Source organism: Rhizobium sp. USDA 4016 (assembly GCF_056279705.1).
This window is the reverse complement of the sequence record NZ_JBWCCY010000004.1, coordinates 735341-747953: the sequence shown is the minus strand read 5'-3', so window position 1 is coordinate 747953 and position 12613 is coordinate 735341. Positions and strand designations below refer to the sequence as shown.

At 56.6% G+C, this 12613-nt stretch carries 9 protein-coding genes; 2 read left to right on the top strand and 7 right to left on the bottom strand.

Going from position 1 to position 12613, the window contains the following annotated elements; all coding sequences use genetic code 11:
* Positions 1-255: 255 nt before the first annotated feature.
* Positions 256-2286, bottom strand: a complete 2031-nt coding sequence (locus ACZ9DP_RS18880; RefSeq protein WP_476205404.1) for an acyltransferase family protein — start codon at positions 2284-2286, stop codon at positions 256-258.
* A 169-nt stretch (positions 2287-2455) separates the two neighbouring features.
* Here ACZ9DP_RS18880 and ACZ9DP_RS18875 point away from each other — a divergent pair, with 169 nt between their 5' ends.
* Positions 2456-2860 carry a hypothetical protein gene (locus tag ACZ9DP_RS18875; RefSeq protein WP_476203247.1) on the top strand — a complete coding sequence of 135 codons (405 nt, stop codon included), beginning with the start codon at positions 2456-2458 and terminating at the stop codon, positions 2858-2860.
* A 190-nt stretch (positions 2861-3050) separates the two neighbouring features.
* Complete coding sequence (locus tag ACZ9DP_RS18870; RefSeq protein WP_476203246.1) at positions 3051-3767, top strand: hypothetical protein; 717 nt, start codon at positions 3051-3053, stop codon at positions 3765-3767.
* Between the two features lie 151 nt (positions 3768-3918).
* Here the strand turns inward: ACZ9DP_RS18870 and ACZ9DP_RS18865 are convergent, their stop codons facing one another.
* The 6 genes from ACZ9DP_RS18865 to ACZ9DP_RS18840 all read right to left on the bottom strand — a co-directional run bounded on the left by ACZ9DP_RS18865 (position 3919) and on the right by ACZ9DP_RS18840 (position 12612).
* Positions 3919-5991 carry an acyltransferase family protein gene (locus tag ACZ9DP_RS18865; protein ID WP_476203245.1) on the bottom strand — a complete coding sequence of 691 codons (2073 nt, stop codon included), beginning with the start codon at positions 5989-5991 and terminating at the stop codon, positions 3919-3921.
* A 286-nt stretch (positions 5992-6277) separates the two neighbouring features.
* Complete coding sequence (locus ACZ9DP_RS18860; RefSeq protein WP_476203244.1) at positions 6278-7123, bottom strand: glycosyl transferase; 846 nt, start codon at positions 7121-7123, stop codon at positions 6278-6280.
* Positions 7124-7391: 268 nt separating this feature from the next.
* Positions 7392-8690: a capsule biosynthesis protein gene (locus ACZ9DP_RS18855; RefSeq protein WP_476203243.1), complete on the bottom strand. Its 1299-nt coding sequence runs from the start codon at positions 8688-8690 to the stop codon at positions 7392-7394.
* Positions 8687-10312, bottom strand: a complete 1626-nt coding sequence (locus tag ACZ9DP_RS18850; RefSeq protein ID WP_476203242.1) for an LTA synthase family protein — start codon at positions 10310-10312, stop codon at positions 8687-8689. The genes ACZ9DP_RS18855 and ACZ9DP_RS18850 overlap by 4 nt, the downstream gene beginning before the upstream one ends.
* A gap of 6 nt (positions 10313-10318) precedes the next feature.
* Positions 10319-11182, bottom strand: coding sequence for an SDR family NAD(P)-dependent oxidoreductase (locus ACZ9DP_RS18845; RefSeq protein ID WP_476203241.1), 864 nt, complete (start codon positions 11180-11182; stop codon positions 10319-10321).
* Between the two features lie 14 nt (positions 11183-11196).
* The gene (locus ACZ9DP_RS18840; RefSeq protein WP_476203240.1) at positions 11197-12612 is read right to left on the bottom strand and encodes an aminotransferase class I/II-fold pyridoxal phosphate-dependent enzyme; all 1416 of its coding nucleotides are present in this window, start codon (positions 12610-12612) and stop codon (positions 11197-11199) included.
* Between the last annotated feature and the right edge of the window lies 1 nt (position 12613).

Sequence of the window (12613 nt, the reverse complement as noted above, 5' to 3'; positions counted from 1 at the left end):
GCACCAGGTTTTCCTTGTTGTAGGCATGACCGACAGATTCGGGTAATGCCTGTGAATATGACGGCCGGCGTCTTGTGACAGAGCGCGAACAATACGGCGTTTATGCCGTTTGAGCATTTCTGATCCGCATTGAGTTTAGCGGTTTCAGCCCGCAGACCTTGTGCAGGAGCGCCATGCTGATCTGCAGTTCATCACTGGTAGTCAAAATACCCTAAGGCTCTCCTCCAGCACCGCTTGCCGCGCTTTAGCGAAAGGTCATGATCGCTTTTCAGACGTCAAAGAAGGGACGCCCGCTCTTATAATACCCATGACGGGGCGGAAGACTTCCGAGAGACTCGCCGCACCCTTGGCCGATAGGTGATCTCCGTCCTTATACAGGACAGTGCCCTCTCGCATCACGTGACACCTGAAAGCATCGCAGATTGCGCCCATGGGGTCTACCACCAGCGCTCCGTTCGATTTGGCTGCCTCGTCCAGCACCCGCCGTGCTAACGCCTGCCTTTTGCTCGTGTAATGAAGAGGAGGGGCTATATCAAGCGATCTTCCAGCGACTACGGCTTTGGCGAGCGCTTCTGGGACGTCGGAGCCAACCTCCGGTACATCCATTACCAGCACCGCCTTCGTCCCCTCCTGAGCGAACTTAGCGAGTGTGGTGTTTAGACTCGCCCTGACAGGCGAAGACCAATCTGCCAAGGAGGGTTCTACACGCGGGTCGAAAAAGACGCCCCCACCCGGAAGCTCGGCCCTATGAACGTATTTCGGCCAGTAACCAACCATGAAGATGAAAGGGAACTTTCTCTGCTCGATAAACGACATTACTGTTGAATTATACTCGATGCACCGCTTCACCGCCCAAGGGGGACCGAAGTCCGCATTCGGTAAGGGCGGGCAGGAGGCGCGGCCGAGGAACATACCAGACAGACCCATCTCGCGCGCTGCAACGTCGATTGCCGGAGCAATGGCCGCGGCGTGAGAGTCACCCCACACAAGGAACTGAGGCTCGCTTGAAGATTGCACTCCAATCCTGCAAAGTTCGCCTCTTCTTATCTGAGCCAAGGTCAAGCCATCCCCGTCCGAATCGGCAAAGCACAGCCGAGAGAAAAACGGGCTCTCATCATGAGTGGCTTGGTAAAGCCGGAGCGCCTCTTCGGGCAAACGATGGGGAATGCCTTCAAATCTTTTGACGACAGTTCCGAAGGCGATCGCCGAAACAATTGCGGCGCTGCTCAGGCTGGCTATGGCTGCACCCGAGGGCGCTAGCCTCCCGTATCGGGCGGGTTGCTCTACAAACCTCCAAGAAAGGTAGGCCAACGCGAACGACAGTGCGACGACCGTCAGTGCCCACTCGGTCGTCAGTTCGTGTTCAAGAGCGGAGCGCGAAAACACGATAACGGGCCAGTGCCAAAGATAGAGGGAATACGAGATGCGGCCGATAAAGACCGAAACGGGATTGTCGAGAAAGCGGGCAATCAAGCCATCTCGGCAATTGGCGTGGATCACAAGGGCCGTACCAACACAGGGAATTGCGGCATTGAACCCCGGGAAAGGAGTGCTGGGAGAATAGAGAAAGACGGTTGCGAAGATTGCAACGAGCCCCAGTGCTGTCATGGCTTGAGACACGCGGGCTCGATAGTTCGCTTGCGGCGCAATAGCGACCAGAACTCCTATTAGCAATTCCCAAACGCGGAAATGCAGCAGGTAGAATGCTTTCTCCGGTTTATGATATACTTCGAAGATGCTTGCTATAAACGACAGCAGCGAGACCGCCAAAACGATCCCAAACATGCGCCTGCCTGCAAATTTATAGCAGATGAAAAGCGCGACGGGGAAAACAAGGTAGAACTGCTCCTCGACAGACAGGGACCAAGTATGAAGCAAAGGCTTCACCTCGGCGGCAATATCAAAATAGCCACTCTCACGATGAAACAGAACATTTGAAGTGAACAATGCGGCGGCTACTAGGCTATCGGCGAAATACAAAAATTCCTGCGGCATGAACAAGAACCATGCCGCGACAGCCGAAACGGCCATCATTGAGAACAGCGCCGGGAAGATGCGCCGCATGCGCCGGACATAAAACTCCAGAAGACTGAATCTGCCGCGGTCAAGGTCGGCCAGGATGATCCTCGCCATGAAAAATCCCGAGAGGACAAAGAACACATCGACACCGACGAAGCCGCCGCTGAACGCCCCGAAACCTGCATGAAAGAGGAGCACCGGCAAGATTGCCACGGCTCGCAATCCGTCCAAGCCGGGTCGATACTCAATGGGTCGATATGTTAAAATCGAGCTGCTCCTCTACGAACCACCGACCGCGGACGTTGCCTCAGGCATGGGTAATGTAATCTGCTCAACCTTTTTGGAGGCCGGCTACTTGTAGCCGAGCCGTTGGCCTCGTCAATCACCTGCTCGCGAAATGTCGCTAGGCAACGCCGGCACAGAGAAGATCGTGCATATGCAAGATCCAGGCGGGCCGGCCTTTATGGTCAGTCACAAACCGAACATGGACTTTTTTGCGACTGCATCATTTCCGTCGCTGAGCCTGCAAGCACAAACCTCGATCACTCGCGCGGAGGAAGGCCACAGCGGCGTTCGGAGGAACGAAAGTCACACTTTCGACATCGGACGTTGCGGATATAACGGACAAATTGAAGCGCTTGGCGAAGCCAGCATGTTCTCCAGCGCCGCGGTCTCTCTGGCCCACGAAAAGAGAACCAGAAAATGCAGTATTAATCTCGAAAATCGCCGTGACTTGCTACCGTCGGATGCAGAATCGGCCGATTTACCGCAGATGCGGGGTAGCCGCTATCTTACGGCTGATAGGCCCGTCGCAGCCCAACAGGGCCTTCACGACACCTGAATCATATCATCGTGGCTAAGTTCAAGTGACTGTGCATTGACCGTCTTTGGTGTACGGGAGGGAACCGCCGAATATAAACTGCCGCGATTAACGGCGTCACGGAAATTCAGCCCGGAGTGGACACGTCGATTGGGTTATGCAAGACATGGCGCAGAATATTACTTGCAAACTAAGCGACGGAAATTTCTAGATGACAGTTGGACCTGACGCGCTCGAAATCCTCCGGGAAAAACACCGCCGCTGGCTCTCGCAGCTCGACATTCGCGATCAGCCGTGGTTGATCCTCGGCTCCGCCCCATGCCCTACAGTACCGGCTGACTTGATCGGACATTGCGCTCGCGTCGACGTCAACAACTCGGGCAAGACGGCTGCCGCCTTGGGTCTCCCACCGGCCGACCTGACGTTTCGAAAGAGAAAGAAGTCTTGGGATGAGCACCCTCACGTGAGAACGAGAGGTCTTTTATGGCTCCACACGAAACCCCTATGGTTTATGCGGCTGAGGCTGCTGCTGATGCCCCAGGTGCAGTACAAGAGTCTGATGCGCGCCACCAAGGATGAGCGCGAGGCAATCGTCACCGCCGTGAGCGGCGGCCTTCCCCCTGGTGTGGGAGAACTCGGAAAGGTCACAAACGGAGTTGCGGCTGTTTGTTACGCCCTTTTCATGGGCGCGCCATCAGTGACCCTGGCCGGGTTCTCCGTGACGAAAATGGGCCATTCTTACAACGACAAGGGCAAGCTTCGGCGGCAGATCGCGGAGGATACTTTTCTGCTGACGCAGCTCCGAAATCGCGGGAATGTGTTCACCACGGAGGGCGAGCTCTCCGCACAAATCGGGCTTCCCCTCGTTCGAAACAGGGATGACATCGAAAAGCACATGGCTAGCCCGATCTCTTTTGCCCGCAGTTAACGAGTTCTGCCAGGAGTAAGCGAAATGGTATCATTGCCCGCGCGCTCGACGTTGTATTGTACAGAATAGATATCAATTATCGGCCTCAATTCGGCCATGCCGACACGCGTTAGGACCGCAGTGTCAAGGCGCCCCCTCGCCCTTGCGTATACTAAAACGCCACATCGAATGGTGGTTTTATCGCTTCTGACGATCCAGGCTTCCCGCCAACTGCTTGCGCAGGAATGGAATGCGCAATCACGTTGATCACACCGTCGAAGATGGGAGCAAGAATTCTAGCACCCGATGCGGAAAGATGATCGGCGTCCTTGTACATTACCGTGTCTTTGATGATCGCGTGGCAACGGGTAGCGTCGCACAGCTTAGGGAGAGGGTCTACGAGATAGGCGTTCTTGCGCTTGGCGACATCGTTCAGCACCATTCTTGCCAACGACTGTCGTTGATCGGTGTAGTCGCGCGAGGGAGCAATATCCTCAGAGCGGCTTGTCGTTACGGCTCTCGCTAGTGCTTCGGGGACCGGTACGCCCATTTCAGGAACGTCAAGTACCAATACAGACTTCGTACCAGCCGCGTCTAACCGCGTGATGGTTTCCTCGAGGCTGTTTCGCACCGGAGCGGACCAGTCTTCGACGGGTGGAGCAATGTTAGGATCGAAGAAGATGCCCTGATTAGGCAACTCGGATCGGTGGACATATTTTGGCCAGTAGGCGACTAGAAATACATAAGGGATCTTCTGTGTTTCAATGAAGGAAAGCGCCGCCTTGTTGTGATCGACGCAGCGTTCGACGTTCTTTTGAGATGAAAATGCGGCGTTAGGGAGCGGTGGGCAACCGCCACGACCGACAAGTACACCCCTTATTCCTGCCTTGCGCGCTGCAAGATCGATTGCAGGAGCCATCGCGGCCGAATGCGAGTCTCCCCAAACGACAAAGGACGGGGGAGCAGTTGTGGAGTGATCACCCACAACGCAAAGCCGGCCTTCCTCTATGGCCGCGACGGACAGGCCGTTTCCGTTGGTATCGGCAAAGCAACGCGGTTGAGAAAAAGGACTTTGATCGTAAGTTGCCGCATAAAGCTGGAGCGCATCCCCGCTGAGACGCCACGGCATCCCATGATAGGCAATGATCGTGCTAGCAACTGCAACCGAGGCCGCAACTGCCGCCGCGCCCGAAACAAGCGGCGTGACTATACTCATGCTGCCGCCGTGCCTGAATGGTTGCTCGATAAAACGCCACGAGAGGTATCCGAGCGCGAGCGCGCAAGCAAAGACCATTGCGCCTTCCAACCAGGCCTCCATTCCGAGGTTGAGGTAGCGGGTAAAAACGATAATGGGCCAGTGCCAGAGATAGACAGAGTACGAAATCTTTCCGATGAACATCATCGGGGGCGCCTTTAGAAGGGAGTAACTCCAGCTCCCCTGGGCCCTTGAAAATATCACTGCGGCAGCAGACAGGCACGGCAGGAGCGCGTAGTAACCAGGAAAGGGCGTGTCAACATTGTAGGCGAAGAAAGCAGCAACGATTCCAAGCAGGCCAACCCCAGCCATCAAGCTTTCGCTGCGCTGCGTCAGTTTCGGTGCAGGAACAAGGGCAACCAGCGACCCAAGCAGGAGCTCCCATACCCGAAAAGGAAGCAGGTAAAACCCCTCAGATGTGGCGTTGAAGGCCGCCCAGCAGCTGGCGGCAAATGACAAAAAGAATGCCGCTATCAAAACTGCCAATGTCACTGCGCGCGACTTCCGCGTCAGGAGAAGGGTAAGCGGAAAGAATATGTAGAATTGCTCCTCGACGCTCAGTGACCACGTGTGAAGCAGGGGCTTCGTGTGCGCTTCAAGATCGAAGTAGCCGCTCTCTTTTTGGAACAGTATATTGGCGGTAAAAGTAGCTGCTCCGATCAGACTTTTAGCGAAGTATTCGAACTCCTGAGGCATGAACAGGAACCACGCCGCGATCGTGCTTGCGGCAAGAACCGCGGTGAGCGCGGGCAAAATTCGTCTGATGCGGCGGCTGTAGAACTGCCAGATATTGAAGGAGCCCGCCGCGATCTCCGACGAGATAATTCTGGCCATGAAATAACCGGAGAGGACAAAGAAAACATCGACGCCAACGAAGCCGCCGGGAAGCCAGGCCAGGCCGATATGATAGAGTACAACCGGTATAACGGCGACGGCGCGCAGCCCATCGAGCTCGGGCCTATAACTGGGCCGGCTTTGGCTCAATATCATTTCGGCTCCTTTGGAAAGTTCGACCGCTGAATCGCGGCTATCCGTAGCCGTGCGATTTGCCCGCAATGAGGCAAGGACTGCATCATCGTTATATTGTCAATCAAGGACGTCTCCGCAACCGCTGACTTCCGGCGAGTAAACAGGCCCGAACATTGTTCAGCCCGCTCCGAGGACCGGCTAGCTTCGTTCGGACGAACAGGATCGCTGCAGCCTCGGCCCAGCGGCTAGCCAAATCATAACGTCGATCGTCGCCGGGCCCGCGAAGAGAAACGGCAGTTTAACATGCTTACTCCCTCCAGTGATCGGCCACCCAGCGTGTCGGGAGGATAAAATGCCGAAGATGCGCGAAGAACGAGTCCTGCTTCAGCCGCTTTCTCTTGTTGAAACTTGCCATGAGATGCCCAAACGGAGTGTCGGCGCCCCGTTCGTGGTACTTCCCTCGTATCGCCTGCTCTGGGCGAAGGCCACGAGGGAAAATGACTACTTTTGCGCTCTGGGGGAGCCGCGGTGCAAGGAAGTAATTGAGCGGCCATGCACGGCGGCAATCTTGACGAAAGTGCAGCACCCACTCGCGCGGGAAAAACTTCGGACCATCCGGAGCGTTCCTGGTTACGAAACGCTGCTCGAACCGGTATTGATCCGCAATCACCTGTGGTGCCGCCTTAAACTTTTCTTGCAGTGGTGCGAGCTTGCCTACCGGAAATCGAAATAGCGATGTCTGTCCGAGCTTTTCAAATGGCGTGGTCTGATTGCGCGCCATGACAACGTCGTCGGCGCTGCCAACCTCAAAAAACGGATCGAGTGACGCAACAATCACAAGGTCCAAATCGAGGAACAAAACTGGGCCGCTGAGTGATCCTAAAGTTTCGCCCCAAAGCCGCGCCTTATTCCAAATGCCTGGGGATTTCTCTGGCATCTTCGCGACGTCTAATGGTGGTAGGTCCTCGCAAAGAACCTCAGGCCGAATGCCATCTCGCTTATCGGTGAAACATGTGAAGGTAAACGGCGGAGTTATGTTTCTCGCAACCATGGCATAAAGGCGATTAATATAGGGGGGGCCGAACTTCGTACCCCAATTTATGCAGATCACCTGTTTCGTGCCTGCCGCAGGTAGCGTCTCGCTCACAGCCATTTACTCCGCCATTCCTATCTAAAATCTCAATGCTGCTAGCGCTTTTTGAGATTCATCGCGCGATGAGAGGTAACCTTTTGCCTTATTGGCGAGCACTCGGCAACTTCTAAGGTGCAGGGTGTCGTTGAACCATTAGACATAGCCAGTGCGGCGAGTCGCAGGCTACGCGATTGGCCGTCACATCAGTCTTGACTTCGACTGTAAGTGAGTGTCCCCACGGTGAGAGCTGCCTTGATGAAATAGGCTGAAGGATGCGAACCAGTGCGGATCAGGGGACGTCTATTTTCGTCGGATGTTTGCGGATCGGCGGCTCGACGTATGCGCCCGGCTCGTTGACATTTCGGGCCAGCAATCTGGCGGCAATGCTTTCGGCTGCAGCCGTGACCCCCTCTTTCGAATAGAAGTTGCCGCGAACCTGCACGGAAGCGGCGAGCAATCGGATGAACGCGTCAAGAAGCTTTCGTGATGGCGGTTGTGGATCTTGCCAGAAACGATCGATGGACTTTGGATCCGTCAGCCCGTCGATGTCATAGATCGTAACTCCGAGCGTCTTAACAGGCTTTCCTGCCTGCAATGCGGAAAGCGCAGCTGTCGAATTGACGGTGACCATGCCGCGGCTTGCAGCGATCAGCGCCGTTAAGTCACCGCCGTCGATAACCTGCACGCGGCCGGACAGGCCGAGCGACAGGGCGGTGGCGATCACATAGTCGTCCCAGTCGATAAGTCCGTTGTCGAGCGGATGGATTTTGACGACCAGCTTCGCTTCTTGCGATGCGTGCTCGGCAAATGAGCGCAGGATAAAACGGATCGCATCCCGCTGGCTGTGGAACGGCGAATGGGCGCGCAACTGATAATCGGTCTCAATCTGCAGGGGATAGACAAAGAACGCTGCGTTATCGGAAGACAGCCGGCCAACTTTGAAACTCGCCTCGCGACCCCTCTTGCGGCCAGTTGCGAGCCTCCTCAGCCAGCCCGCATATTCGGCGAGCGGATGAAACAGCCCGTGCCGCCGGTAATGCGGATAAAAGAGTGAGAAGAACACCGTCGGCAGATAGTACAGCAGATCGGCGATCGCTTCCGAGAGGAAAGTATGACTGTAGCGCCTGTTCCAATCCGGTTCCGGCAGGCCTTCCGCAGCCGCAAGTATATGAGCCGGATCAACGGGAAAGCGCGAATTGGACGAAAGGCCTTCGCGCTCGATCGTCACCCAATCAGGCCTCAAATGCCCCATCTCGATGGTGTAGATCGAAACGCCCATTGCGCGGGCTTCGGCGATGGCAGCACGGTGGTAAGGTCTTTCCTCTCCGTGGACGATAAGGTCGGTGATTTTGCGGTCCGTGATGAGATGACGGACATAACCCGGCCAGGCGGCGAAGGGACCGCGATAGTTCAAGGCACCTCGCCTGCGCCAGAATAGCCAATCTCCGCTATTAAGGTTGACGCGGAGGCACGCGCAATCGGCTGCCTCAAGGTGGTCCGCGATCCGACGATAGAGGATGGACGATGGCCCCTGGAGAAACAGGAAGGCGCGTTTCGCCATCTCCTCTGAGCGGACCGGCACGATCATTCCGCGGGCAACTCTTTGCTGAGACCGGCATAGCGCAGCAGCGTTCCGAGCAGGTTCCACGGCGCTTCTTCCCGGGGCGGGACCGGACGCTGCGAATGCGCCCGAGCGCGACCAAGCGGCACAATCATATAATCGGTACGAGGATCCGGAAACGGATCAGCGAAAGCCTTCAAGAGCGGCGCGTGATCGCCGTAAAAGAGCAACCAGACTGGCCGGTCCAGTGTGTCGAGATGATGCGCCAAATTTCCAAGCGCATGATCGGCGCGTCGAAGCAGCTCGGAATAGATCTCCACAGGATTCGTGAGATCCCCGACACGACCAGGCTCCCAGGGGCCATGGTTAGCCATCGAGGCGACGAACAGGAAATTCTTGATGCCCGGATCCTTTTCGATTTCGCGGATCACGTTCTTCGTCAGCGCCTGATCGCTGACATAAGGGCCGTCGCGCTCCGGGTTGTGATCGAACTCATCGAGCATCATCATGTGATCGAAGCCAAGCTGCGGCATCGCCTTATGGCGCAGGAAGAAGGTGCGGTCATAGGGATGAATGAACTGCGTCTTCCAGCCGGCCTCCTTCAGCTTGTTCGGCCAAACGACATCCGCATATTGGCTTGCGCTCAGATAGGGATAGCTCGCATCGATATGCACGTCGTCCGGTTGAAGACCGCTTAAAACCGCAAACTCGGTGCGAAGCGTATAACCGCCCTCAAAAACGCTCGTCATACGACCCCATTGCGCCGCCCGCTTGCGCAACCGATCAAGATTGGGAAGCTTAAGGTCTTTGACCTCGAAATGACGAAGGTCGATGAAAGATTCCGACTGCCAGATGACGATGAGCGGCGGCTCCTCATCGCCGTCCGGATCCCAAAGATCATGCAGCGCAGATTTCAGCATTTCGGACAGCTCGTGCACGATCTTCTCGCGGCGGCGGCCGAGCCATATGATGAAATGAAGAACGACAGATGTGAACGTGCCGAAGCGGACCGTATTTTTCTTGATATCGATCGGTCCAACCAGCTGCTGGGTGGCCCGCGAAACCGGCCCGTTCACAGGGCCGTAGAAAAGCGCCAGCCACGGTCCGAAGGCAAACGCCAGCCCGACCAGCACCCAGAACACCTGTGCGCTGTCAGGCAAGATATGCGGCTCGAAATAGAAGTAGAGCCCGGTGACGCCGAAGACATAAAGGAACGAGAATATCCAGAAGAAGACGTTCAGCGAGGTCGCGTAGAAGATCTCTTTGTATTTGAAGACATCTACGACGAGCGCGATGTCGGAGAAAATCAGCGGCTCTCGGATGAACTTGAATTTAGCGCGCGAAATCCCGGTGAAAATTATAAAGAAGCTCATCGTCGCCTGCATGGCGTAGATCGGCCGCCACGTCACCGAAAAGAAACCCGCAAAGACCAGAGCGATAACCGGAAGGCGTGCGGCAAGATCGAGCGCATAGCGTGCGGGTGTTCGCTCGATCTTGTTCTGACGATAGACGGCAGACGGCATCGCAAACCAGTCCGTTGCGTAGACGAAGATGCACGTCAGGACGAAGCAGGAGGCGACCAATAGAAGGGGGACATCATGTAAGCGCAACGGAACCATCGATTTTCTATTACCGGCAACAAATGCCAAATCCGATTAAAGCTTGGGCGTGTCAATGCCCGATGATATCCCCGACTTCAAATGCACAGTCGATGACCTTGCGTGCGTTTCCCTTGCGCCACGCTTCAACCGATATCGGTACCAGAGCGAAAGCAGCGGCTTGATGAACGGCCCCAGATAGGCAAGCGCCATGAGGGACGGCGTGAAGTGAATCCTCGAGCGGTTGCGGTCGATACCGGCGATAATGCGCTGTGCAATTGCTTCCGCCGTCCAGGGCTTCACCTTGCCCATGAGAACCTCGGCCTGCCATGGCCGCATCGTGATTTCGCGCTGATACTGCGGTGTCAGCGTGTCCGGCGGAAAGCAGATAGAGACGCGAATTCCCGTTCCGACGGCCTCCGCCTGTACTGCTTCCGCAAAGCCCTTGAGGGCCGATTTAGAGGCGCAGTAGGCCGCATAACCGTGAAGGCCAATCAATGCGGCACCCGACGAGACCACCATGATGGTGCCCTGCCCCCTCGCCTTCATGCTGTGATAAACGGCACGGGCGGCATTTGCGGTGCCCATGAGATTTGTGGTTATTTGCTGGTCGAAGGCCGCGGCTGAAAGAGCATCGAAGGCGGCCGGCTCGACAATGCCGGCAGAGGCGATCAGCACATCGCAGGGGCCGTTTGCCGTTTCACAGGCTTTGACCGCAAATGCCAGGTCCTCATGCTTGGAAACGTCAGCCGAAACGGCAAAAGAGCTTCCGCCCTTCGATACGGCCTGGACGTCTCGAACCGCCTGATCGAGGCGTGCCGCATCGCGTGCGATCAGCGAAACACGCTCGCCTCTGGCGGCGTAAGCCTTTGCGACCGCTAATCCGATACCGCTTGAACCGCCAGTTACGATGACATGCATTGCATCGTCCTGCCTTAAGGCTTGCCCGCCACCTGGTTCATCGGCAGGAGCTTCATGACCTTTTCGAAGTCGATCGAACCTAGGCCGAAATTGCGGTCCTGTAAATCTTTCAGCCGCTTTGCCGTCACAGTGACGGCATGGCTAATCTGCTCATCCGTGTGATTGCAGGTGATGAAGAAACGCAGTCGCGCCATGCCCTCGGGAACTGCAGGATGGATGATCGGCAGCGCGTTTACGCCCTCTTCGAGAAGATCGTTGGAAAGCTGCACGGCGCGAACGGAATCCCCAACGATGACCGGGACGACGGAATAGCCGGTCGCAAGGCCAGTATCGAGACCGGCTTCCTTCGCAAGCTTGAGGAAGAGCGCGCCGTTGCGCCGCAACCGGGCGGTACGCTCCGGCTCTTTCGTCAATATTTCCAGGCCGGTCACTGCCGCAGCCGCCAGTACCGGCGCCAAGCCAACGCTATAGACAAAGCCACCGGCTTCCGCCTTCAAGACGTCCGCCAAAGCTTGGCTTCCGGCTATGTAGCCGCCGCAGCTCGATGTGGTCTTTGAAAGCGTTCCCATCCAGATGTCGACCTCACTGGGGTCGATGCCGTAATGTTCGAAGCTGCCGCGACCGGTTTCTCCAAGCACGCCGAGAGCGTGCGCCTCATCGACCATCAGCCAGAAGCCGTAACGCGACCTCAGCTCGACCAGTGCTGGCAGGTCGGCGATATCGCCATCCATCGAGTAGACGCCTTCGACTATCACCAGGATACGCCGAAAGTCGGAGGACAGCGTCTTCAGAACCGATTCGAGGTTCTCGACATCATTATGCTTGAAGAGACGGCGTGCCGCGCCTGACTGCTTGATCCCGGCAAGCGCGCTGTTATGGATGAATTCGTCGTGGATCACGAGATCTTGCGGGCCCATCAGGCAGCTGATCGCAGCAACATTGGTCAGGTAGCCGCTGACGAAGCAGACGGCAGCGTCGACGCCGTAGACCTTGGCAAGCGCATGTTCAAGTTCGACATGCACGGGCCGCTCTCCGGCAACCAGCCGGCTTGCCGATGCAGAAATGCCAAAGCGATCTATCGCCTCTTTTGCCCGCTGGTTGACGAGCGGGTCGGTATTGGTTGCGAGGTAGTCATACGAGGCAAAGTTTGCGAATTCCCGGCCGGCCATGACAGTCGTTGCACCTGCCGCCTTGTCATGAGACCGGTAGAAGGGGTTGCCGATGCCAGCCATCTGCGCCCCGATCTTCTGGGTCATCACCCGCTGGTATTCCGGCAGTTCGTCGAATCGTGTCACCTGGCGAACCGGCGGCTGAGGGTGGCGGTTCATCCGGGCTGCCCGGTTTCTGCCGGACGACTCGTTGGCGTGCCGCATCTGATCGAGCAGTCCCGTTTTCCGGTCCTGCGCCTTGCCGTCTGGATTGTCCGTCATT

Bases quoted from the DNA above. Each gene is read 5' to 3' on its own strand.
- ACZ9DP_RS18845 (WP_476203241.1), bottom strand. From the start codon at position 11,182: ATGCATGTCATCGTAACTGGCGGTTCAAGCGGTATCGGATTAGCGGTC.
- ACZ9DP_RS18855 (WP_476203243.1), bottom strand. From the start codon at position 8,690: ATGATCGTGCCGGTCCGCTCAGAGGAGATGGCGAAACGCGCCTTCCTG.
- ACZ9DP_RS18875 (WP_476203247.1), top strand. From the start codon at position 2,456: ATGCAAGATCCAGGCGGGCCGGCCTTTATGGTCAGTCACAAACCGAAC.
- ACZ9DP_RS18865 (WP_476203245.1), bottom strand. From the start codon at position 5,991: ATGATATTGAGCCAAAGCCGGCCCAGTTATAGGCCCGAGCTCGATGGG.
- ACZ9DP_RS18860 (WP_476203244.1), bottom strand. From the start codon at position 7,123: ATGGCTGTGAGCGAGACGCTACCTGCGGCAGGCACGAAACAGGTGATC.
- ACZ9DP_RS18870 (WP_476203246.1), top strand. From the start codon at position 3,051: ATGACAGTTGGACCTGACGCGCTCGAAATCCTCCGGGAAAAACACCGC.
- ACZ9DP_RS18840 (WP_476203240.1), bottom strand. From the start codon at position 12,612: ATGACGGACAATCCAGACGGCAAGGCGCAGGACCGGAAAACGGGACTG.